This is a genomic window from Tahibacter amnicola, assembly GCF_025398735.1.
GTDB lineage: Bacteria > Pseudomonadota > Gammaproteobacteria > Xanthomonadales > Rhodanobacteraceae > Tahibacter > Tahibacter amnicola.
In genome coordinates, this window is the sequence record NZ_CP104694.1 from 5846022 (window position 1) to 5868129 (window position 22108).

Genomic DNA, 22108 nt, shown 5'->3' on the forward strand with positions numbered 1-22108 from the left:
GGAACCCGTGCGACAGCTTGTCCGGACCTGCGGTGTTTCCCGTTGCGCCGGCGTCACCTAGAATCCGCGCACTCCATCGGGGAGTAGCCGGCCGCGGCTTCGTCGCGGAATCTGCGTCAACACACTTGATCGGAACGGATCATGGCGCAGGGCACGCTCAGCGTGCGGCGAGACCTTTGGCATGCGGGCGCACCCGGTCGGGGCGACGCCGGCGTGTCATTGCGTCCCTTCGCCCCGCCCCCAAAGGTTCAACATGCCGGCACTGCTGGTCGCCCTGTTCGCCGTCGCCATCGCCGAGATCGGTGATAAGACCCAACTGCTCTCGCTGATTCTCGCCGCCCGCTACCGGAAGCCGTGGGCGATCTGCGGAGGCATCCTCATTGCCACCCTCGCCAACCATGCGCTGGCGGGCTGGGCCGGCGCGATCGTGGCCCAGTGGTTCACGCCACCGGTGCTGCGCTGGCTGGTGGCCCTCAGTTTTCTCGGCGTGGCGGCCTGGGCGCTCGTGCCGGACAAAGCGGACGACCAGGCCGATTCCAGCAGCCGCCACGGCGTGCTGGTGGCGACCACCATCGCGTTCTTCCTCGCCGAGATGGGTGACAAGACGCAGGTCGCCACGGTCGTGCTGGCGGCACAGTACCCGCCACTCTGGCAGGTGATCGTGGGAACAACATTCGGCATGCTCGCGGCCAATGTGCCGGTGGTGTTCCTGGGCGCCCGTCTGGCCGAGCGGCTGCCGCTGCGCGCCGCACGCATCGCGACGGCAGCAATTTTTTGCGTTCTTGCCTTGTGGATAATTGCGCGCGGCTGATCAGGACATCGTCGCAAAGAGATTGCCGCGCGCCGCCACGACCGTGTTGCGCCCGGCGTCCTTGGCCCGGTAGAGCGCCTGGTCGCAGCGACGCAGGCAATCTTCCAGCGGTTCGCCCGACTGCAGCTCGGCGACGCCGACACTGATGGTGACGCGCAGGCCAGGCGCCGCGGGCACGGTCATCTTCTCCACCCTGCTGCGCAACTCCTCCGCGCGGCGGCAGGCGTCGGTCAATGCTGTTCCGGGCAGGACCAGGAAGAACTCCTCGCCGCCCCAGCGCGCCGCATGACGACTGTCGCCCTGCAACGCGTCGAGCTGCTGCGCGACGGCGACGAGCGCCTTGTCGCCAACATTGTGCCCATAGTTGTCATTGATACGTTTGAAATGATCGATATCGGCCAGCAGCATGCAGAAACCGCCCTGGCCCCGGCTGTCGCTGCTGGCCTGCGCCAGCATTTCGATCATGGCGCGACGATTGAGCAGGCTGGTCAAGGGATCGGTCAACGCCGCTTCGGCCAGGAGCGCCTCGACCTGGAGGCGATTTTCGATTTCCGCCTTGAGCTGCCCGCTGGCAGCTTCGATCTCACGCGTGCGCTCGGCAACACGTGACTCCAGCCGCGCGTTGGACTCGGTCAGCGCATGCAAGGCGCTTTCACGCTCGGCAGCGGTCTGGCGCAGCCGCTGCGCGACCAGGTCGAATTCCTCGATGACCCGGTCAAACTCGTCGCCGATCGCCGGGAGCCCACGCGGCATTTCCTGTCCGCTGGCCAGCGCATGGCAGCGCTGGCCCAGCGCTTCAATGCGTCGCTGCATGCGTTCGGCCATCAGCCGGGAGGTGACCAGCGCCAGCAGGATGCCGAACAGGAATGCCAGCAACCCCGACAGGCGCAGAAACCGCAGGCTGGCCTGGAGGCTGGCGGCATCCAGGCGGAGCACCCCGACATAACGCAGCTCGCCAGATCCAAAATTCACGACCGCGGACAATTCGGTGCGTTCCCGCGCGGCCTCGCCGACATTGCCCAGCACGCCGCGCTGGGCGCCACTGCGCCACAAGTCGCGCTCTTCCGGGGAAAGCCCTTCGGCCGGCTCATTACCCAGCCCGGCCAGGCGGCGCGGCTGTCCGCCACGCACATCCACGAGGGTGGCACTCGCCCAGTCACCGCTGACATCCATGAGCCTGCGCAGTTGCTGCTCGACGCGCGTCTTTGCTGTCGCGTCCGTGTTGTCGGCCAGGGCGTCAAGGTCGGCGCTGACGAGTGTCAGCGGCATCAGGCGCACATTGTCGAGAACCCGGTGACCGACGCTTTCGAGCAACTGCGCGACCGCAGCGAAATACAGATAGAGACCGAGCGTGCCGGCCCCGACGAGGATAACCGCCAGGTGGCTCAGCAACAGCCTTTTCTTGATTGTCAGCACACTTCCCCCGTTGACCGGCTCGATGACGCCAGCCTCGTCCCGGCACGAGTATACGGCCGCCGCGACCAGGGCGGCGGCTCTGCTGCGGCAGGACCGGTGCTGCCGCGGCCCGTGGATTTCGTATCTCTTTCCGCAAAAGTGCCACGGATTGCCGCACCGCACCGGTGGCCGCCGCGCCGGCAGCGGCCACCGCCCGGGTGCAGCGCGCCTTGCCTCGCCATTCGCGCTTGAACTACGCTCCCGCCACTTTGCGGCATGGGTTTCCCCGGCCGCCACCTTGGTTTGGGGGATACATGCAGGCTGCCCTTTGGCATATCTCGTTCGGCCTTTTCGGTCTTTTCGTCCTCGTGATGATCGCCTTCGCGTTTTCCAACAACCGCCGCCAGGTGGACTGGAAACTGGTCATCACCGGCATCTCGCTACAAATCCTGTTTGCCGCTTTCGTCCTCAAGTCCAGCGTCGGTGCCACGATCTTCAAGAGCCTGGGCGATGGCTTCGTGAAGCTGCTGGAGTTCAACAAGGTGGGCTCCGAATTCATCTTCGGCAAGCTGCTGGACATCGGTTCCTTCGGCTTCATCTTCGCCTTCCAGGTACTGCCCACCATCATCTTCTTCGCTGCACTGATGGGCGTGCTGTACCACCTGGGCGTGATGCAGATGGTGGTAAAGGCCATGTCCTGGGCGATCACCAAGGTGATGAATGTTTCCGGCGCCGAGACCACCTCCGTCTGCGCGAGCGTGTTTATCGGCCAGACCGAAGCGCCCCTGACGATCAAGCCCTACCTGGAGAAAATGACCGAGTCGGAACTGATGACGGTCATGATCGGCGGCATGGCGCACATCGCCGGCGGTGTCCTGGCGGCCTACGTGGGCCTGCTGGGCGGCGGCGACCCGGTGGAATCCTCTAAGTATGCGCAACACCTGCTGGCCGCCAGCATCATGGCGGCGCCGGCGACCCTGGTACTGGCCAAGATCCTCATCCCCGAATCCGGCGAACCGCTCACCCGCGGCACGGTCCGCCTGGAAGTGGAACGCCACAGCGCGAACGTGGTGGATGCCGCCGCCTCCGGCGCCGGCGACGGCCTGCGGCTGGCACTCAACGTCGGCGCGATGCTGCTGGCCTTCGTCTCCCTGATCGCGGTGCTCAACGCGCCGCTGCAGTGGCTGGGCACGCTCACCTGGCACGACTCGGCGCGCCTGCCGCTGATTCTGGCCGCGGGCCTTTTCGCCCTGCTCGCCGCCGGCCTGATCGGCACGCGGATGGGCTTGGTCAACCAGCCGTTGCTCGGCCGCGCTGCCGGCTCGAAGTCCCTGATCGCGCTTGTCGTGGTACTGCTGCTCATCGCCCTGGGTGGCGTGCTGATGTTCGACACCCTGCACGGCGGCACGATCAACAGCTGGCTTTCCGCCGGCAAGAGCGCCGAAGTGAAGCTGAGCCTGCAGACTATCCTGGGCTACGGCCTTGCCCCGATCGCCTGGCTGATCGGCGTGCCCCGCGAAGACGCCGTGCTGGTGGGCAGCTTCATCGGCCAGAAAGTGGTACTGAATGAATTTGTGGCGTATGTGGACTTGTCCAAGAACATGAGCCTGCTGCAGGAACACAGCCGTGTGATCGCGGCCTATGCCCTGTGTGGCTTCGCGAACTTCTCCTCGATCGCCATCCAGATCGGCGGCATCGGCGGCCTGGCTCCCAGCCGGCGCGGCGATCTGGCCCGCCTGGGCATGCGCGCCGTGCTGGGCGGGTCGCTGGCCACTTTCATGACGGCCACGATCGCCGGCGTGCTGACCCAACTCTGATCGCCATGGGAACGGATCGAAACGAGGCTTCGGACGCCGCCGTGCAATCGGGCGGCGTCGTGGTCGTGGGTTCCTACGTGCAGGACCACGCCTGGCAGGTCGAGCAGTTTCCGCGCCCTGGTGAAACCTGCCGGGCGCGCGGTTTTGCGACCGGACCCGGCGGCAAGGGCTTCAACCAGGCCGTGGCCTGCGTGCGCCAGGGCGTGCCCACCGCGTTCATCGGCGCCATCGGCCAGGACGCGCTGGGCGATGTCGCGCAGGGCTTTGCGACGGCGGAAAACCTGCCATGCCGGTGGCTGCGCCTGGCAGACATGCCGACCGCCGCCTCCAGCATCCTGGTGGACGCCAGCGGCCAGAATCAGATCGCGGTCAATCTTTCCGCCAACGAACGCCTGAATCCGGATTTCATCGCCGCCCAGGCCGACTGGTTCGACGCAGCGCGCGTCGTGCTGTGCCAGATGGAGAACAACCTGGAGGCGATCGCCGCCAGCTTCCGCCTGGCAAGCCAACGCCCCTGCCTGCGTATCCTCAATCCCGCTCCGGTACACGCCGGACTGGACCGGTCGCTGCTGGCCCTGGTGGATATCCTCACGCCGAACGAAACCGAGTTCAGCCTGGTCCACCAGCGGCTGGGCACGGCAGCGGTGGATCCGCAGGCACTCGCCGACATGGATGACGCGACACTTCACGCCCTGGCGCGCAAGCTGGACGTGCCGACGGTCATCATCACGCTCGGCCGCCACGGCTGCTTCGTCTCGCACGCCGAAGGCGCGCCCCTCGCGGATGCGCCCTGCTACCGCCTGGCGCCCGAAGCGGTCCAGACCGTCGATACGACCGGTGCGGGCGATGCGTTCTCCGGCGCGCTCGCGGCGGCGCTGGTGCTGCTGCGCGATCAGCCGTTCCGCAACGTCGTCAGGCACGCCAACCGGGTGGCTGCACTGAGCACGGAGAAGATGGGCACGGCGCCCGCGATGCCGAGGCTCGACGAGGTTATCGCGCGGTTCGGTCGCAGCTTCTGACGGAAGCTATTCGAAGCCGTCGCGAAACACGTTGTCGCCGACATGCAGGTAGACCGGAATCGGGGTCAGGCCCCGGCCGGCATCGCTCGTGCGCAGGCAGAGCGTCGCCGCATGACCGCCGTCGGCCAGCCCCGCGCTATCGACCTGCACGGTCACGCTGTCGCTGTCACCGGGCCCGACGACGCCAGCGGTCGCACTGATCGATAACCAGGGCACGTCGATATCCTGCGTGCAGACACCCGCGCGGGCGATGGCAAACGCGTCGTACTGGCCGCTCGTCCCGATGCGACCGATCGTCGTGGCGTGGCCTGTCCCCAGATCCACGCGGCGCAGCGTGCCGTCGCCATTACCGGCGTGCGATGCCATGTAGAGCACATTGTCCCGCTCGTCGAAATCCAGGTCCTGCGCGAAGTTGGCGTCAAAGCCCAGTGGCCCGATTACGGTGGCGAAACCCGAACGCTTGTCGATGCGGATCAGCGAGTCGTTGTCGATATCCACGCCATACAGGTCGCCCGTCGCGCTGGCCGCGATATCGATCACCAACGTCGCCGGCGAAACGATCCCGATGACGCTGGCTGCGCCAGTCGCCGGATCGATTGTCGCGAGCGTCGTGGTCTCGCCGCTTTCATCAATCAGCGTTACATAGACCCTTCCGCTCACGGCATCGGCCGCCATTCCCGTCCATAGGGCCGTTCCCGGTGGGCGCGTGAGCGCGGCGACAAGGGATTCGGCACCCGTCGTCGTATCCAGCGTCATCAGCTGGCTGGTCGCGTTGTCGATGACATGCAGGCGGGAAAAGTCGCCGCCGAAAAAGTCACCCGCGTAAATGTCGCGCGCCTGGGGTGCAATCGTGGTTGTCAACGCGGGCGTGGCCAGGTCGAACGACACGAGATTGCGGCTGCGCAGATTGACAGCGTAGGCGATGATCGGGTCGGCGCTCCGCGCCATCGGCACTGCAGTGGATGGCGCCTCTCTTTTTCCGGCACGTCGCGTACCGCCCTGGCCAGGACCGGCGACCGATGGCCCGGCGGCGTGACGGGAGTGGCCGCCGACACCGTTTCCGACAGATTCCACGAGAAGCTGGCATCGCCGACGTTGCCGATCGTCAGGGTCTTCTGCGCCGCTTGCCCTGGCAGCAGGCCGAAATCCACGCGTTGCGCGTTGAGCGTCATCTTTGGCGACTGCGCCACCACGGCCGCGGCGTCGGTGGATACGGCCTGATCGGGCGTGATCGGCGTGAAGCGGATGGCCAGGCCACTGCCGACCACGGGCTGATTGAACGCAAAGGGTACGGCGACCGGTCCGAAACTCAGTCCCACCGTCGCCGAGGCGCCGTTGTTCCAGGCGGCATTGCCGAAATCCACATCGGCGTACTGGAACACGATGCTGCCGTCCTCCTCGGACAGGATCACCTGGAAGGTCACGCCATTGGGCGAGGCCGGCGGCGGATCCTCGAAATGCGGACGCTGGTGCCACTGGATGATGGCCTTGCGCTGCGGCGCCGCGCCACGCACTTCGTAGTAGACATTGCCCGCCTGGTCAGACAGGTCATCCCAGAAGGGCAGCAGCGCATTGCCGATGGCGGGTGCCGGCAAGGCGAGGTTTTCGTAGTCGGCGTCGCCCTGGGTCACGCCGAACAGCACCGCGCCATTGTTGGCCACGCGCAGCTGGTCGGAGACCACGCCGTTGAAGGAAAACAGGAACGGCAGCGCGACGTTGAACTCGGCATCGTCGAACAGCGACAAAGGGGTTCCAGTCGCCGCGATGTCGACGAACGCGTAGGCCGGGCCTCCCGGCTGCGCGCTCGTGGCGACGGCATAGGGCAGGCTGGCGCGCGAGGACCAGGTGGCCGGGTTGACGACGGCGCTGAAGATCACGCGGCGCGCCGTCGCCCGCGTACTTTCACCAGGCGCCAGCTCCAGTGTCTGGTTGACCAGAACCGGGCCGAAACTGTCGGAAAGGTCGTGGTAACGCAGCAACTGGCTGCCGGTATTGGTGACCGTGTAGCAGAACTGCACCTGCGTGCCGGCTTCGACGGCGATCGCGCTGGCCGTCGCGCAAACCGCCGGGTCGAGCACGGTACCGACCGTGGTGTCGAGCTGGATCTGCGCCGCACCCACTGCGAGGCCGGGCAGCAGGAGCATCAGGGCAGATGCGCGGCGGGCCGCAAATACGGATGTGGCGGAACTGTGGACCACGTTGCACACCTTGCAGGGCAGGATCGGGCGCAGCCCCCCGAAGGAGGCCACGCCGCAGCGTAGCGGCGCCCGCAGGCATGATCAACGCGCAGGGCGGCGCCCCGGCGCGGTTTGTCGACATCTGTTGACAGGCCTGCCGGGGCGCCGGACGGAAAGGTCTACTACAATGGCCGGATGCGCATTGGTTCCCATGACATCTCGCCGCCACTAATCCTGGCCCCTATGGCCGGGGTCACGGACAAACCCTTCCGTCAGCTGTGCAAGCGCATGGGCGCGGGACTGGCCGTTTCCGAGATGACCACGAGCGACCCGCGCTTGTGGAATACGCGTAAATCGCTGCACCGTATGGACCACGTCGGCGAACCGGCGCCGATCAGCGTGCAGATTGCCGGCTATGACCCGGCGATGCTCGCCGATGCGGCGCGCTACAACGTCGAGCACGGCGCCCAGATCATCGATATCAACATGGGCTGCCCGGCCAAAAAAGTGTGCAATGTATACGCCGGCAGTGCGCTGCTGCAGGATGAGCCCCTGGTCGAGCGCATCGTGACGGCCGTCGTCAAGGCAGTCGACGTACCGGTGACGCTGAAGATCCGCACCGGCTGGAACCGCGCCAACCGCAACGGCGTCACGATTGCGCGGATCGCCGAGAACGCCGGCATTGCAGCCCTGGCCGTACACGGTCGCACCCGCGCCGATCTGTACGAGGGTGACGCCGAATACGAAACGATTGCCGCGATCAAGCAGGCCGTACGCATCCCGGTGCTTGCCAATGGTGATATCGATTCCCCCGCCAAGGCGCGCGAGGTGCTGCGACTCACGGGCGCCGATGGCCTGCTGATCGGCCGCGCGGCGCAGGGCCGACCGTGGATTTTCCGCGAAGTCGCCCATTACCTGCAGACCGGCCAGATACTCGCCACGCCCCCGCCGGACGAGGTCTGTCGCATCCTCCTGGGCCATCTGGACGCGCTGCACGCCTTCTACGGCGAAGTGCAAGGCGTGCGCATCGCGCGCAAACACCTGGGCTGGTACGCAAAGGACCGCCCCGAGAACGCTGCGTTCCGGACAGTCGTCAACCGCGCCGAATCGGCTGCGGAACAGATCCGGCTCACCCGCGAGTACTTCGCCTCGCTCCAGGCACCGGGCGCGCTGGCCGCGTGAATTCCGTCCTGCTGGCACCGGCGCGGTTCGGGTAAGCTCGCCGGCAGCCGCCGCAAGGAAGACCTGCCGATGCGCCCGTTCCACCAGATCGTTCTTTCGCTCCTTCTTCCGGTCGTCATGGCACCGGCCCTGGCGCAATCGCCGGATGCGGCATATCCGGTGAGAGACGAACACCGCGAACGGATTACCCACTGGCGCATCGTGGTCGACCAGGTGAACGCGGACCCGGGTATTCCCAGGTCCGACGGAGAAGGCAAGGCCGTGGTCGAGGAACTGCTGGCCGCGAAAGCCGAAAAGCCGTCCCGTGCCGATCTCCTCGGCGACTGGCGGGTCCGTTCGATCCAGGGCACCCGCTACGGCATCTTCACCTACCCGTATTTCAAGGCGCGCATCGCCGAGCGAGACGGCCGCCTGTTTTTCGAAAAGACCAGCGGCTCGCAGCGCCGCAGCGGCTACCTGCACGCGCCGGAACACGGCGGGCCGGAATGGATCTTCACCGGCGGCGCCAGCGTCAACGACGACCCTCAGGTCAGCTACAGTCTCGATAGCGGCGCGACGTCGGCCCAGGACAGCGATTCCGTCGGCGTCCTTTGGAAGGTGGACGACCAGCTCATCATGGTGCTGGATGCGCGCGGCGACGACTACGAGATCTACCAGCTCAAGCGCCCCTGAAACGGATCGACTGACGCGCAAGCATCGTCACCTCCGGCACAGGGCGCCGCGCTAGTATCGCGCCCTCTTCCGCTGGGGATGCTTCCGTGTCTCGTCGTGTTTCCGCCATCACCCTGGCGCTGTTGCTGCTCGCCGGTTGCCATTCTCCGTCACCCTCGCCGCCCACGCCGTCGGATGCGCCGGCGTCCAGCGCACAGGCCCCTGCGACGCTGGCGCAGGCGCGCCGCGGGTTTGCGACAGCGCTGACGCAACGCACGTCCGCGCAACGTCCGGCACCAACGCCGCCGGCCGGAATCTTCACCACAATCCGGTATCCCTCGCCCGCCGGCAACCTGGTCGGCTACCTCACGCCCGATCCCGGCGACGGCCAGCGCCACCCGGCCATCATCTGGATCACCGGCGGTGACAACAACACGATCGGCGACGTGTGGAGCGAGGCCGCGCCCGACAATGACCAGACCGCCGCCGCCTACCGGAAGGCCGGAATTGTCATGCTGTTTCCCTCCCAGCGCGGCGGCAATGACCATGCAGGGCCGAAGGAAGGCTTCCTGGGCGAAGTCGACGATGTGATCGCTGCGGCCGAATTTCTCGCCGCGCAACCGTGGGTCGATCCGGCACGCATCTACCTGGGCGGCCACAGCACGGGCGGCACGCTGGCCCTGCTGACGGCAGAGACGACAGACCGTTTTCGCGCCGTTTTCGCCTTCGGTCCGGTGGCGGACATCGTCGAGTACGGCGCGCGCCATGTGCCGGCGGATCTCGGACAGGCTCGGGAGCGGGCCTTGCGTTCACCGCTGTACTGGCTTGACTCGATTCGCTCGCCCACGTTCGTGATCGAAGGCGAGGAAGGCAATCGCGACGCGCTCGACCAGATGACGGCGCGCAACCGCAATCTAAACAATCGTTTCCTCCTGGTGAAAGGTACCGACCATTTCGCGACGCTGGCGCCGATCAATGCGCTGATTGCGCAGAAGATTCTGGCCGACACCGGGGCCCGGTCCACGCTCACGCTCAGCCAGGCGGAAGTTGCCGCGCCGTTCGCCCGATAGGCATGGACGGCACCGCTGTCCGGACATCCCCCACTTGATTGGCAAAAACGGCCATGAGGCGTCACGGGCTGGCCGCTTGGACGCCCCGATCTGACGTGTCCGATCTCTTCCTGTCCGCTCCGGCTGACGTCGGGCCGTCGCCGGTGACAAAAACCCGGCACCCCGCCGCGCCGATTCGCGCGCCGTGACACACATACCCCGTGGCATGGAAGCTGCTATGACCCCCGTTGAGGTATCAGGGGCCGCGTCATGCAACCACAAACAAAAACACGCCGGATGGGCAAGGTTTTTCTTTCGGGCAGCGGCGACGCGCCGCTCGACGGCGAAACCATCGTGGCGATCGTGCGCGAGAAAAACGGCGAGCTCGTTCCGATCATCGCCGAGTTCCATGCCCACGATGCCGTGTTCGTCGCCGTCGACGAGCACGATGGCCAGCAGTTCAAGTGGCCCGAGGAAGTCTATTCCTGGTCGCTGCCCCGCAGCTGATCAGTTGTCGCACCAACTCGCACGCGTCAGCGCGGCCAACGCGCGATCTCCACATAGGCAGTGTCCTGCGCGAGCTGGCTATCGATGAGAACGAAATGATCGACCGGCCAGGTCACGGGTGCCACTGGCACGGCCGGCGGATCACCGGGCGGATCGCGCCGGATCGTAAGGTGCGGCACATAGGGCCCGCATTCCACGCGCAGACCGCGCTGGCGCAGAGCAGCGCCCAGGTCGGTCCATAAGCGATTGAGCGGTTCCGGTGTCTGCGTGACACCTAGCCACCACGGCGCGCGGTGCCTGGAAAACCGCGCCACATGATCGAACGACAACGCGAACGGCATCATGGTCACGGCATCGCCTGCGGCCACTGCGTCGCTCAGGGCGCGCTCGCTGCAATCGGCCGCAAAATCGCCGAGGAATTGCAACGTGACATGGAAGCGCGCCGGCCTCACCCAGCGACCACCACCGGTGCAACGACGACGCAGGTCGTCGACCACCTCGGCCAGCGCGACGCGCACCGGCGGCGTCGGCCACAACGCAAAAAACAGTCGACGCGCGGCAGATGACGATGGCCTGGACATGATGCGCTCCGGTTGGGCCAATGCATCCTAGGATCACGCTGCCGGAGGCTCAATGGTCCACGCCGGTGGCATCGCGACGTGGCGCGCACCCGGCCGCTTCTTCGGTTATGCGACCGGCGTGGCATTTCCACGGTGCAGCCCGCACAGTTCCACCGCGAGCGCTGTGCTATTGCTACCGCCATCCTGTCGGGGAGCTAACGGCATGCGGGCGCGTCCGCTTTCACTCATCCTGGGATTGGCCCTGGCCCATGCGGGCGCGGCGGTGGCGCTGCCGGCCTTTCCCGGCGCGCAAGGTTTTGGCGCCGTGGCAACCGGTGGTCGCGGCGGCCAGGTGATCAAGGTCACCACACTCAATCCGAGTGGACCTGGCAGCCTGCAGGCTGCACTCAATACACCCGGCCCGCGCATCATCGTGTTTGCCGTCTCGGGCGTCATTGACGGACGCAGCCTGCCGGACGCGACGTTCTGGATTCCCCACGGCGATGTCACCATCGCCGGCCAGACCGCCAGCGCGCTGGGACGCGGCATCACGCTGTATGGCCACCTCTACACCGAGTGGCCGGAAACAACCGGCAACATCATCCTGCGGCACGTCCGCGTACGCCCACCCACGCCGGCCGGGGGCGGCCAGAGCCCCTCGAACCAGCACGACGCCATCCAGTTTTCCGCCGCGCGCCGCGTGATGATCGATCATGTCGACGTCACCCACGGCGCCGACGAACAGATGGACTTTTTCACCGGCGCACAGGAAGTGACCGTGCAGTGGTCCATGATCGGCTTCGGGCTTATCGACGTGGGCGACGGCCAGCACAATTTCGGCATCATCAACGGCCCGGGCGGCGGCCGTTTCTCGGTGCACCACAATTTCTTCGTGCACAACCGCAACCGGAGCCCCGCCATCGCCGATGGCCCGGCCGAGTCGATCAACAACCTCGTGTACAACTTCCGCGAGGGTTTCGTACACAACAATCCCGCATCGGGACAGTTCAACCTCATCGGCAACCACTTCCGCACCGGCCCCAATGCGACGACCACTCCGTTGTGGTTCGATCCGGAAGAGAATTCCCTGCCTTCCGGATATCACGTCGCCGACAACTATCTCGATCGCCCCGGCAATTTCGTGGGCCGCATCGACAACCCGTTTGCCGACAACTTCGGCAGCAACGGCAGCACGCTTGTCAACTTCCGCGAGGAGTACACGTTTTATTGCTGCGGCATCCATGCCGGCCTGGCCGCCAACCCCGCACCATTCAACTACAGCGGCAACACCGGCTACGTCCCGGTGGCCACGCAGGCGAATGCGACCGCCGCGGGCGCCGTGTTTGACCGTGCCGGTGCGTATCCGCGCGATCAGGTCGCGACGGCGGCACGGACCGAATACACCGCGCGCTCGGGCAGCTGGGGCAATCGCTTCCTGGACAGCAGCCAATGGATGACCGGCCTGCCCGCGCCGTCGGCGCCGCCGGTGGATACGGATAACGACGGCATGCCTAACGCCTGGGAGACCGCCCACGGCCTGAACCCCTCGGTCAACGACGCGGCCCTCGTCCGCCCGTCGGGCTATACCGCCATCGAGGAATACATCAATGAACTGGCCGATTCCCTGACTGGACCGGTCGACGCCATCTTCGCCAACGGTTTCCAGTAAACGGGCAGTACGCCGCAGCCGATTGACTCGGACGTCTATACGTCTTAACGTCCGCGGCGTTGATGGTTCCGGGAGTCACGCCCCGGATGAAAAGGGAATCCGGTTGGAATCCGGAGCTGCCCCGCAGCGGTAATTGGAAACGACCTTCGCCAATGGCACTGGCTCCCCTGCCGGGAAGCGGCGAACAGTAGGCAAGCGGTGATCAAGACACCGCCACGTCCATAAGCCCGAAGACCTGCCTCGACCGAAAGCAACCGCTTTCGTACGACCTGGAGCTCCGCGGGGAGACATCCGGACACCGGCGCATGCCGGTCTTCGGCGTTTGTCCGCGATTCCGGTTCGCCCGCGGGGGCGAAGGGTCAGGCCATGCCGGCAGACGCTGCGGCGTGTCGTGCCTTCGTTCCTCTCGGCGTACTCACAAACGCTGGAGGAATTGCAATGTCTTTGGTTACTTATCTCGGTTTTCCCCGCATCGGTTTGAAGCGCGAGCTCAAGCGGGCGCTGGAAAGCTTCTGGCGCGGCGAGTCCGACGCCGCGGCCCTGCAGCAGGCTGCGTCGGAATTGCGCCTGCGTCACTGGCGCCTGGCCCAGGATGCCGGGGCAGATGTCGTGCCCGTCAACGACTTCTCGCTCTACGACCATGTCCTCGATCACGCCGTCATGTTCGACGCCGTGCCCGATTCCCACCGAGCCGTGCTCGATGCGGATTTTCTCACCGGCTATTTCGCCCTCGCCCGCGGCCTGCAGAAGGACGGACACGATCTGCGCGCGCTGGAAATGACCAAGTGGTTCGACACCAACTATCACTACCTGGTACCGGAACTGCGACGCGGCCAAACGTTCCGCCTGCGCGATGACAAGCCCGTACGGGAATTCATCCAGGCACGCGACGCCGGGCTTCGTCCCCGGCCCGTGCTGCTGGGCCCCGTGAGCTTCCTGCTGCTGGCCAAGACCACCGACGGCAGCGCGCGACTGGCCCTGCTCGACGCCCTGCTGCCCTGCTACGTGCAGCTGCTGGCGGCACTCAAGCAGGCGGGCGCGGAATGGGTGCAGATCGACGAGCCGTTCCTGGTGCTCGATCTGGACGAGGACACGCGCCACGCGTACGAGCACGCGTGGGAAGTGCTGTCCAGGGCAGACGGACCGAAGCGGTTGCTGACCACGTACTTTGGCGCATTGGGTGACAACGCGGCATTTGCCGCACGGTTGCCGGCCAACGGCCTGCACATCGACCTGGTCCGCGGGCCCGACCAGCTCGACGACGTGCTCAGGGTACTGCCGTCCGACCGCACGCTCAGCCTGGGCCTGGCCGATGGCCGGAACGTATGGCGCGCGGACCTGGACAAGGCCTTGCTGGCCTCGCAGCGCGCACATGCGCAGCTGCCGTCCCGGCAGATCTGGCTGTCCAGCTCGTGCTCGCTGCTGCATGTACCAATCGACCTGGCGCCGGAGACGGCACTGCCCGGCGCGATTCGTCCCTGGCTGTCGTTCGCGCGGCAGAAGATCGAGGAGCTGCGCACCATCGCCGACGCTCAGCGCAACGATGCAGGGGCTCTGGCAGCCCTTGCCGCGGCACGTGCGGCACGCGCGGCGCGCCTGCTGTCGCCGCTGGTGACCCGCCCGGGGCTGCGGCGCCGGCTGGAAGCGCTCACCGCGGACCAGGGCACGCGCAAAAGTCCCTACGCCGTGCGTGCGGAACGCCAGCGCGAAGCCCTGCGGCTGCCGCTGTTTCCGACCACCACGATTGGGTCCTTTCCCCAGACCAGGGCAGTGCGAGAGGCACGCGCCCGCAACCGCGCGGGCCTGCTGAGCGATGCGGACTACCAGGCGTACCTGGAGAAGGAAACGGCCGCCGCCGTGCAGACGCAGGAGCAGTTGGGCATCGACGTGCTGGTGCACGGGGAGTTCGAGCGCAACGACATGGTGGAGTACTTCGGCGAGCAGCTCGACGGCTACGCCTTCACCCGGCTCGGCTGGGTGCAGAGCTACGGATCGCGCTGTGTCAAACCGCCGATCATCTACGGCGATGTCACGCGTCCTGCCGCGATGACGGTGCAGTGGTCGCGCTATGCCCAGTCACTGACGATACTGCCGATGAAAGGCATGCTGACCGGCCCGGTGACCATGCTCAACTGGTCGTTTGTCCGCGATGACCAACCCCGCGCGGACACCTGTCGGCAAATCGCCCTGGCCCTGCGCGACGAGGTGCTCGACCTGGAAGCCGCTGGGATCCGCATCATCCAGATCGACGAGCCCGCTCTGCGCGAAGGCTTGCCGCTGCGTCGCACGGACTGGGCCGCCTACCTGCAGTGGGCAGTGGAGTGCTTCCGCCTGACGGCTAACGGCGTGGCGGACGAAACCCAGATCCACACGCACATGTGCTATTCGGAGTTCAACGACATCATCGACGCGGTGGCGGCGATGGATGCCGACGTGGTGTCGATCGAGACCTCCCGTTCGCGCATGGAACTGCTCGATGCCTTCGTGCGGTTCCGCTATCCCAACGGTATCGGCCCCGGCGTCTACGACATTCACTCGCCCCGCGTGCCCGGCAAGGCGGAGATGCTGGGCCTGCTGCGCAAGGCGTTGGATGTCCTGCCGGCCGAACAGTTGTGGGTGAACCCGGACTGCGGCCTGAAGACCCGTGACTGGCCGGAGGTCCGCACGGCCCTGGCGGCAATGGTGTCCGCGGCACGTGAACTGCGCCTGGGCGTCGAAGCCGCCGCCTGACGCACCCCGGCGACGGCAGGCGCCACACCTGCCGTCGCTGCTCAAGGGCCGGCCAGAAAGCGGGCCAGGGACGGGCTGTCGAAGGGCCAGTCGAGCTCGCGCCCCGATGCGGTATCGCGCAATACGGGAATGCGTACGCCGTAGCGTTCGTCGAGTGCGGCATCGTCACCGATATCGACCGATTCGAACGCGATACCGGCCGCCGCAGCCAGGGCCGCGGCTTCCTCGCACAGATGGCAGTCGTCAAGCGAATAGAGAATGTAGGCCATATACCGTGTACCCCTGGAGCGGGTCGTAGAATAATCGCGGCCCTTCCCCGCCGGAATCCCGCCCATGGCCGTCAGCGTTTTCGACATCTTCAAGATCGGCATCGGGCCGTCCTCCTCGCACACGGTGGGCCCGATGCGGGCGGCGGCGCGCTTTGTCAATCGCTGGGTCGACGAACGCGGGCTGCTCGACCGCGTGGTGCGGATCCGCGGCGAACTGTTCGGCTCGCTCGCCCATACCGGCCGCGGCCACGGCACGGACAAGGCGGTGCTCTGCGGGTTCGAAGGCGAATTTCCGGACCAGATCGATCCGGACATCATCGACAACAAGCTGGCCCGTATCCGTAGCGAAAAGCGTATCCGCCTGCTCGGACGCCACGACATCGCGTTCGACGAAAAGGGTGACCTGGTTTTCAACAAGCGCCAGAAGCTGCCCTACCACACCAATGGCATGCGGTTTACCGCCTACGGTGCCAATGACGAAGTACTCGCGACGCGCGACTACTACTCGGTGGGCGGCGGCTTCGTAGTCAATCACGACGAAGCTGCGGAAGACCGTATCGTCCCCGATACGACGCCCGTGGCGCACCCGTTCCACAGCGGTGACGAACTTCTGCAGCGTTGCCAGGAATCGGGCAAGACCATCGCCGGGGTGATGCTCGATAACGAGCTGTCCTGGCGCAGCGCCGATGAGGTGCGCAGCGGCCTGCTCACAATCTGGCGCGCCATGCAGAGCTGCGTAGCGCGCGGCGTGCGCGAAGCGGGCGTACTGCCGGGCGGTCTCAAAGTCGTGCGGCGCGCGCCGAGCATGCAGGCGGAGCTGCTGGCCCGGCCGGAGGCCGCACTGAAGGATCCGCTGACGATCCTGGACTGGGTCAACCTCTATGCGCTGGCGGTCAACGAGGAAAACGCCGCCGGCGGACGCGTCGTCACCGCGCCGACCAACGGCGCGGCGGGCATCATTCCCGCGGTGCTGCACTACTTTGACCGCTTTTGCCCGAGTGCGAGCGAAGACGGCATCATCGACTTCCTGCTCACCGCCGGCGCCATCGGCATCCTGTACAAGGAAAACGCGTCGATCTCCGGCGCCGAGGTGGGTTGCCAGGGCGAAGTCGGCGTCGCCTGCTCAATGGCCGCTGGCGGCCTGACGGCGGCACTCGGCGGCACCATCTACCAGGTGGAGAACGCCGCCGAAATCGGGATGGAGCACAACCTCGGCCTGACCTGCGACCCGATCGGGGGGCTGGTGCAGATCCCCTGCATCGAGCGCAACGCCATGGGCGCGGTAAAGGCGATCAATGCCTCACGCATGGCGCTGCGCGGCGACGGCAAGCACCGAGTTTCGCTCGACAAGGTCATCAAGACCATGCGCGACACCGGCAAGGACATGCAGGACAAGTACAAGGAAACCAGCCGCGGCGGGCTCGCCGTCAACGTGATCGAGTGCTGATCAGGACGACGTGTTTCGCCAGAAGTGGACGCCCACCCGGGGAGGGCCGTATCGCGGCCATCCCCAGGTGACGGCAGAACACCTGATTCACACCGTCGTGGCGATCTCCAGCGCATCAGCCAGCAATGCCTGCGCCGTCACTTCGGCGCCGGCGCCAGGACCACTGATTACCAGCGGACGCTCGTGGTAGCGCGCAGTGGTCAGCACGAAGAGGTTGTCCGCGCCCGACAGCGTGGCGCAGGGGTGATCGCGACGCACGGCCTGCGGGCCAACCTGGGCTTTGCCGGTGCGGTCGAGCGTGGCGATGTAGCGCAACACCTTGCCCTGCGCAGCCGCTTCCGCGTACTGGCGCGCGATCTGCGCATCCACCTCGTCGATACGGGCGAAGAAGTCCTCGGCCGGCAACGCCGTGAGTTCGGCGGGAACCAGTCCCTGCACGACGACGTCGGTCTCTTCGATGGCAATGCCGGCCGCGCGGGCGAGGATCAGCAGCTTGCGCGCCACGTCGCCGCCGGAGAGGTCAGCCCGTGGATCGGGCTCGGTGTAGCCGCGTTCGCGCGCCTCGGCCAGCAACTCGGAGAACGGCCGGCTGCCGTCGTAGGCGTTGAAGAGGAACGACAGCGAACCGGAGAACACGCCCTCCAGCGCCAGCAGGCCGTCGCCGGCACCTTGCAGGCGGCGCAGGGTCTTGAGCACCGGCAGGCCGGCACCGACCGTGGCGGCGTCGCCGTATTGGGTCTTGCCCGCGCGGCAACCGGAGCGCACCTCGCGCCAACGCGCGAGGCTGGTTCCCTGCGCGATCTTGTTGGCGCTGACCACATGAACACCCGCAGCCAGCCACTCGGCGTGGCGTCGCGCGACAGATTCGGCCGGCGTGGCGTCGATCAGAATCTTCACATGGGCGTCGCTGTCCTGCAGCGCCGCCACGGCCGCCTCCACGCCCAGGGGCTTGCCTTCCCAGTTCAGGCGCGCCGTGGCGGTATCCGGCGTGATGCCTTCGGCATCGATCAGCACGGAACGGGAATTGGCCACGGCCACGAGGCGCAGGTCATCGCCACAGGCCGGATGCTGCTGCAACTGGCGTAGCAAGGCTCCGCCGACGAGACCGGTACCAACGACGGCAACCGCCAGTTTCGCCGTGCCGTGGCACAGGCGCGCATGCACCGCGTTGAGCGCGGCATGGGCGTGATCACCGGCAATCAGCACCGACAGGCCATGGTCGTGGCTGTCCTGGAAACTGCCGAGGATCGGCACGCGCAGGTCTGCCAGCGCGGTGTACAGGGCCGCCATGCGGCGCGCATCACCGCCGAATCCGGCTCGCACGGCGCGCAGCAGCGCCAGGCCGGCGCGCCACTCAACCTGGGCGAACGGCCCCAGGCTGCCCGCAAATGCCGGCTCCGCGCGGGAGCGATCAGCGGCGGTGATGACCAGATCGAGACTGCGTCGCGCATTGCATTGCACCAGCGCACGCGGCTGGACGCCGGCGCGTTCGAGCGCGCTGAGCACCAGCGAACCGGCAACGCCGCGCACGGATACGGATACGGTGTCTTCTTCCAGCGTCACCGCACGCGCGGCGCCGCATCCCGTCGGCACGCCGACGATGCGGCTGCCCGGCTGACGGGCGTCGCGGCTGGACCGCACCAGCACCGGCACGTTGGCGCGGCGCAGCGGACGCAGTGTGTCCGGATGCAGCACGCGCGCACCGGCCGCGGCCAGTTCCTCTGCTTCCGCATAGGACAATTCCGGCGCCGTTCGGGCGCGGCGGATAAGGCGCGGATCGGCGCTGAGCACGCCGGCGACGTCCTTCCAAACCGTCAGCGATTCGGCATCAAGCAGGCGTGCAAATGCCGCGGCGGACAAATCGCTGCCATTGCGACCCAGCGTGGCTGCACCCCCGTCACGACTGCGCGCGACAAAGCCCGGCGCAACGATCAGTGCCTCCGGCCAGCGCGCGGACGCCGCAGCAACCAGGCGCGCACTTTCATCCCAGGCAATCGCGTCAGCACCGCGCTGGGTGGCTTCCACGAGCAGCAGCTCGCGTGCATCCACGTCCTGCGCCTCGACGCCGCGCTGGCGCAGAGCCGCGACCAGCAGGCGCGACGACCAGTATTCGCCGATGCCCGCGATGCGATCAACCAGTCCGTAGCCACCGCGCGGCGCGGTGCGCACCTGCGCCAGCAGCCAGGCAAGTTCTTCGCCGTCACGCTGGAATCCGGCAGCCAGCGTCCGCGCCTCGTCGGGCGCCAACGCGTGGGCCAGCGCCGTGTGCTGAGAGATCAGCAGCTCGACGCCGGCGCGATCGGGCTCACCGGCCCGGGCCCGTTCGAACAGGCCGAGCAGCGCATCGGTCACCCCGCGGACAGCCGAGACGACCACAAAGCACCGGACCGGCGCTTCTGATTGGAGAATGTCCAGCACGCGCCGGAAGCCTTCCAGGTCTTCCAGGCAGCTGCCGCCGAACTTGTGCACCCGCCACCGCAATTCCCCCTGACGCGCAATTTCGTCCAGCCACGGCGCCGCAGCACCCCGCGCGTCGACCACCACTGCGTTCATGCCGAGGCTCTCCGCGCGGTTTTCTCCACGTCGAGCGCGCGCTGCAGGCCGGCGGACAGATCCGCCACCAGGTCGGCCGAATCTTCGATACCGATCGACAGGCGCAGGAGGTTGTCCGCGATGCCCGCGGCGCGACGGGCCTCGGGCGCCATGGCCGCATGCGTCATCGACGCCGGATGCGCCACCAGGCTTTCAACACCACCGAGGGATTCGGCCAGCGAGAAGCAGTTCAGACCGTCGAGGAAAGCGGCGATGCCCGCGGTATCGGCATTGAGTTCGAAGCTGAGCATGGCGCCGAAGCCCGACTGCTGGCGCGCCGCGAGTGCGTGCCCGGGGTGATCTGCCAATCCCGGGTAGTATACTTTTTCAACCGCATCGTGCCCGTTCAGCAGATGCGCCACGTGCAGGGCGTTCTCCTGGTGCGCGCGCAGGCGCGGACCCAGCGTGCGCAGGCCGCGCAGGGTGAGGAAGCTGTCGAAGGGCGCACCGGTGACGCCGGTGCAGTTGGCCCACCAGGTCAGCTGCTGCGCAACCGCGGCATCCTTGGCCACCACCGCGCCACCGACCACATCGCTGTGGCCATTGATGTACTTGGTCGTGGAGTGCACGACGATATCGGCGCCCAGGGTGAGCGGCTGCTGCAGCGCCGGTGACAGGAAGGTGTTGTCCACGACCACGAGCGCGCCGACGGTATGGGCAGCGGCCGAGACGTGGCGCACGTCGGTGATGCGCAGCAGCGGATTGGACGGGGTTTCCACCCAGAAGACGTCCGGCTTCCAGGTCAGGGCTTCGGCCAGCGCCAGCGGATCGGTCAGGTTGACGAAGCGGACGCGGAAACGCCCCTTCTTCTGCCATGCATCGAGCAGGCGCCAGGTGCCGCCATAGCAGTCGTGCGCCGCGATGACGAGGCCACCGGCCGGTACCAGTTCCAGCACGAGCGCCACGGCGGCCATGCCGCTGGCGGTGATCACCGCGCCGGCACCGTGTTCCAGTTCCGCCAGCGCACCACCGAGCAGGTCGCGTGTGGGATTGCCGCTGCGCGAATAGTCGTAGGGGCGCTTCTTGCCGAAGCCTTCGAAGGTGTAGTTGGTCGACAGGTGCAGGGCCGGGACGACCGCGCCGTGCTGGGTGTCGGATTCGATGCCGGCGCGGACAGCGCGGGTGGTGGCGGAGAACTCGGTCATGGCAGGTCCTTGGTAATCAGCAACACAGGGCGCGGGCGACGAGCGTGCCGATACGCTCGGGTTCCTTGAGGAAGGCGTCGTGGCCATAGCGCGAATCGATTTCCCGATACGCCGACGGCGCGGCGATGGCGGCAGCCAGGTCGCGCAGGTCCTGCGCGGGTACGAGGCGGTCGCTGGAGACAGCGACCACGTCGGTGGGCACCTTCACCGTGGCCGGATCAATGCGATGCAGATCGATCGATTCACTCAGCGAGAGGTAGCGCTGCGCATCGAACCGCGCGACGAATTTGCGGCCAGCGGCGCAGAGGTAGTCCTCGACCGGAAAATGGAATCGACCGTCGCGGAATTCGGGCTCGGCGTCGAAGCGTTCGGCGAACTCCTCGGCGCCACGGTAGGTGGTCATCGCCAGCTGGCGCGCCAGCCCCAGGGCCGCGTCGACAGTGCCGGCGGCCAGTCCGTTGCGCACGATCTCACGCTGGATGGCACGCAATGCCGTGGCCAGCGGGTGCGCGCGGTGCGCGCCACTGATGGCCACCAGCTTGCCGGCGCGCGCCGGGTGGCGGCTGGCGAAGGCCAGGCCCACCATCGCGCCATAGGATGCCCCGATGAAGGCGTGGACTTTGGCGACCTGCAGGGTATCGAGCAGCGCGGCCAGCGCGTCGGCCTGGTCCTCGCTGGACACAGCGCTGGCGGGGCCAAGATCCGACTGGGCCAGCCATTCGATCGAGAGCACGCGCCAGCGTGTCAGGTCGACCGGACGGGCTGCGCCGACGAGGTCGTCCCAGTAGCCGTTGCCCTCGGCATGCGTGCACACGTCGCGGCTCGCGGAGATCCCGCCCTGCACGATGACCGTCGGCGCGCCTTCGGCGCCAATCCACAGGTAGCGCACGGCGACATCGACCGGGCCGTTGCCGTAGCGGGGCGAAAGGCGGATCACCGTCTCGGCACGCTCCATCCGCTGCGGCCGCGCAATGGCCGGTTGGCTGTCGAACGCGACGAATGCGTCGTCGGCGTAGGCAAGCGCGGGAAGGATGCTGAGGCTCATGGTGGTTCTCCGGCAGTGGGTGAGTCTCCTGCGAAGAACCGTC

At 66.9% G+C, this 22108-nt stretch carries 18 protein-coding genes and 2 riboswitches; of the genes, 10 read left to right on the top strand and 8 right to left on the bottom strand.

Annotation, left to right across the window (positions count from 1 at the left end):
• Nucleotides 1-70 precede the first annotated feature (70 nt).
• A riboswitch (yybP-ykoY riboswitch) is annotated at nt 71-238 on the top strand.
• Nucleotides 239-253: 15 nt separating this feature from the next.
• Nucleotides 254-811, top strand: a complete 558-nt coding sequence (locus N4264_RS23075) for a TMEM165/GDT1 family protein (RefSeq protein WP_261694561.1) — start codon at nt 254-256, stop codon at nt 809-811.
• Here N4264_RS23075 and N4264_RS23080 read toward each other — a convergent pair whose 3' ends face one another.
• Complete coding sequence (locus tag N4264_RS23080; RefSeq protein WP_261694562.1) at nt 812-2203, bottom strand: GGDEF domain-containing protein; 1392 nt, start codon at nt 2201-2203, stop codon at nt 812-814.
• Nucleotides 2204-2520: 317 nt separating this feature from the next.
• On the opposite strand from N4264_RS23080, the gene N4264_RS23085 reads away from it, so the two are divergent.
• Nucleotides 2521-4023 carry a NupC/NupG family nucleoside CNT transporter gene (locus tag N4264_RS23085; RefSeq protein WP_261694563.1) on the top strand — a complete coding sequence of 501 codons (1503 nt, stop codon included), beginning with the start codon at nt 2521-2523 and terminating at the stop codon, nt 4021-4023.
• Nucleotides 4024-4028: 5 nt separating this feature from the next.
• Nucleotides 4029-5042, top strand: a complete 1014-nt coding sequence (locus tag N4264_RS23090) for a ribokinase (RefSeq protein ID WP_261694564.1) — start codon at nt 4029-4031, stop codon at nt 5040-5042.
• Between the two features lie 6 nt (nt 5043-5048).
• On the opposite strand, the gene N4264_RS23095 is transcribed toward N4264_RS23090, so the two are convergent.
• A complete protein-coding gene (locus N4264_RS23095; RefSeq protein ID WP_261694565.1) occupies nt 5049-5990 on the bottom strand; it encodes a DUF4394 domain-containing protein in 942 nt (313 codons plus the stop codon).
• The gene (locus N4264_RS23100) at nt 5900-7240 is read right to left on the bottom strand and encodes an NIDO-like domain-containing protein (RefSeq protein WP_261694566.1); all 1341 of its coding nucleotides are present in this window, start codon (nt 7238-7240) and stop codon (nt 5900-5902) included. The genes N4264_RS23095 and N4264_RS23100 overlap by 91 nt, the downstream gene beginning before the upstream one ends.
• A gap of 174 nt (nt 7241-7414) precedes the next feature.
• Here N4264_RS23100 and dusB point away from each other — a divergent pair, with 174 nt between their 5' ends.
• The 4 genes from dusB to N4264_RS23120 all read left to right on the top strand — a co-directional run bounded on the left by dusB (nt 7415) and on the right by N4264_RS23120 (nt 10608).
• On the top strand, nt 7415-8401 hold the full coding sequence (dusB, locus tag N4264_RS23105) for a tRNA dihydrouridine synthase DusB (RefSeq protein WP_261694567.1): 987 nt from the start codon (nt 7415-7417) through the stop codon (nt 8399-8401).
• 69 nt (nt 8402-8470) lie between these two features.
• A complete protein-coding gene (locus tag N4264_RS23110) occupies nt 8471-9073 on the top strand; it encodes a DUF4893 domain-containing protein (protein WP_261694568.1) in 603 nt (200 codons plus the stop codon).
• An 86-nt stretch (nt 9074-9159) separates the two neighbouring features.
• Nucleotides 9160-10122, top strand: a complete 963-nt coding sequence (locus tag N4264_RS23115; protein ID WP_261694569.1) for an alpha/beta hydrolase family protein — start codon at nt 9160-9162, stop codon at nt 10120-10122.
• A 276-nt stretch (nt 10123-10398) separates the two neighbouring features.
• Nucleotides 10399-10608, top strand: a complete 210-nt coding sequence (locus N4264_RS23120; protein WP_261694570.1) for a hypothetical protein — start codon at nt 10399-10401, stop codon at nt 10606-10608.
• A gap of 26 nt (nt 10609-10634) precedes the next feature.
• Here the strand turns inward: N4264_RS23120 and thpR are convergent, their stop codons facing one another.
• Nucleotides 10635-11189 (bottom strand): RNA 2',3'-cyclic phosphodiesterase, encoded by a 555-nt coding sequence (thpR, locus tag N4264_RS23125; protein WP_261694571.1) that lies wholly within the window; start codon nt 11187-11189, stop codon nt 10635-10637.
• A gap of 202 nt (nt 11190-11391) precedes the next feature.
• Between thpR and N4264_RS23130 the strand changes: the two genes are divergently transcribed.
• A complete protein-coding gene (locus N4264_RS23130) occupies nt 11392-12837 on the top strand; it encodes a pectate lyase family protein (RefSeq protein ID WP_261694572.1) in 1446 nt (481 codons plus the stop codon).
• A 46-nt stretch (nt 12838-12883) separates the two neighbouring features.
• Nucleotides 12884-13094, top strand: a riboswitch (cobalamin riboswitch).
• 181 nt (nt 13095-13275) lie between these two features.
• The gene (gene metE / locus N4264_RS23135) at nt 13276-15567 is read left to right on the top strand and encodes a 5-methyltetrahydropteroyltriglutamate--homocysteine S-methyltransferase (RefSeq protein ID WP_261694573.1); all 2292 of its coding nucleotides are present in this window, start codon (nt 13276-13278) and stop codon (nt 15565-15567) included.
• A gap of 41 nt (nt 15568-15608) precedes the next feature.
• Here metE and N4264_RS23140 read toward each other — a convergent pair whose 3' ends face one another.
• Nucleotides 15609-15836, bottom strand: coding sequence for a glutaredoxin family protein (locus N4264_RS23140; RefSeq protein ID WP_261694574.1), 228 nt, complete (start codon nt 15834-15836; stop codon nt 15609-15611).
• Between the two features lie 64 nt (nt 15837-15900).
• Here N4264_RS23140 and N4264_RS23145 point away from each other — a divergent pair, with 64 nt between their 5' ends.
• Nucleotides 15901-17283 (top strand): L-serine ammonia-lyase, encoded by a 1383-nt coding sequence (locus tag N4264_RS23145; RefSeq protein ID WP_261694575.1) that lies wholly within the window; start codon nt 15901-15903, stop codon nt 17281-17283.
• Nucleotides 17284-17370: 87 nt separating this feature from the next.
• Here N4264_RS23145 and metL read toward each other — a convergent pair whose 3' ends face one another.
• Genes metL through metX form a run of 3 tightly spaced genes read right to left on the bottom strand, consistent with a single transcriptional unit; the run spans nt 17371 to nt 22065 of the window.
• On the bottom strand, nt 17371-19836 hold the full coding sequence (gene metL / locus N4264_RS23150) for a bifunctional aspartate kinase/homoserine dehydrogenase II (RefSeq protein WP_261694576.1): 2466 nt from the start codon (nt 19834-19836) through the stop codon (nt 17371-17373).
• Nucleotides 19833-21020: a cystathionine gamma-synthase gene (gene metB, locus N4264_RS23155; RefSeq protein ID WP_261694577.1), complete on the bottom strand. Its 1188-nt coding sequence runs from the start codon at nt 21018-21020 to the stop codon at nt 19833-19835. Before metB ends, metL begins: the two co-directional genes overlap by 4 nt.
• A 16-nt stretch (nt 21021-21036) precedes the next feature.
• Entirely contained in the window at nt 21037-22065 is a 1029-nt protein-coding gene (gene metX / locus N4264_RS23160) for a homoserine O-succinyltransferase MetX (protein ID WP_261694578.1), read from the bottom strand.
• Between the last annotated feature and the right edge of the window lie 43 nt (nt 22066-22108).

Excerpts from the sequence above, each read along its gene's own strand:
- metB (WP_261694577.1), bottom strand. The coding sequence starts at position 21,020 with ATGACCGAGTTCTCCGCCACCACCCGCGCTGTCCGCGCCGGCATCGAA.
- N4264_RS23120 (WP_261694570.1), top strand. The coding sequence starts at position 10,399 with ATGGGCAAGGTTTTTCTTTCGGGCAGCGGCGACGCGCCGCTCGACGGC.
- N4264_RS23090 (WP_261694564.1), top strand. The coding sequence starts at position 4,029 with ATGGGAACGGATCGAAACGAGGCTTCGGACGCCGCCGTGCAATCGGGC.
- N4264_RS23110 (WP_261694568.1), top strand. The coding sequence starts at position 8,471 with ATGCGCCCGTTCCACCAGATCGTTCTTTCGCTCCTTCTTCCGGTCGTC.
- thpR (WP_261694571.1), bottom strand. The coding sequence starts at position 11,189 with ATGTCCAGGCCATCGTCATCTGCCGCGCGTCGACTGTTTTTTGCGTTG.
- N4264_RS23075 (WP_261694561.1), top strand. The coding sequence starts at position 254 with ATGCCGGCACTGCTGGTCGCCCTGTTCGCCGTCGCCATCGCCGAGATC.
- N4264_RS23085 (WP_261694563.1), top strand. The coding sequence starts at position 2,521 with ATGCAGGCTGCCCTTTGGCATATCTCGTTCGGCCTTTTCGGTCTTTTC.
- N4264_RS23130 (WP_261694572.1), top strand. The coding sequence starts at position 11,392 with ATGCGGGCGCGTCCGCTTTCACTCATCCTGGGATTGGCCCTGGCCCAT.
- metE (WP_261694573.1), top strand. The coding sequence starts at position 13,276 with ATGTCTTTGGTTACTTATCTCGGTTTTCCCCGCATCGGTTTGAAGCGC.
- dusB (WP_261694567.1), top strand. The coding sequence starts at position 7,415 with ATGCGCATTGGTTCCCATGACATCTCGCCGCCACTAATCCTGGCCCCT.
- N4264_RS23145 (WP_261694575.1), top strand. The coding sequence starts at position 15,901 with ATGGCCGTCAGCGTTTTCGACATCTTCAAGATCGGCATCGGGCCGTCC.
- metL (WP_261694576.1), bottom strand. The coding sequence starts at position 19,836 with ATGAACGCAGTGGTGGTCGACGCGCGGGGTGCTGCGGCGCCGTGGCTG.
- metX (WP_261694578.1), bottom strand. The coding sequence starts at position 22,065 with ATGAGCCTCAGCATCCTTCCCGCGCTTGCCTACGCCGACGACGCATTC.
- N4264_RS23095 (WP_261694565.1), bottom strand. The coding sequence starts at position 5,990 with ATGGCGCGGAGCGCCGACCCGATCATCGCCTACGCTGTCAATCTGCGC.
- N4264_RS23140 (WP_261694574.1), bottom strand. The coding sequence starts at position 15,836 with ATGGCCTACATTCTCTATTCGCTTGACGACTGCCATCTGTGCGAGGAA.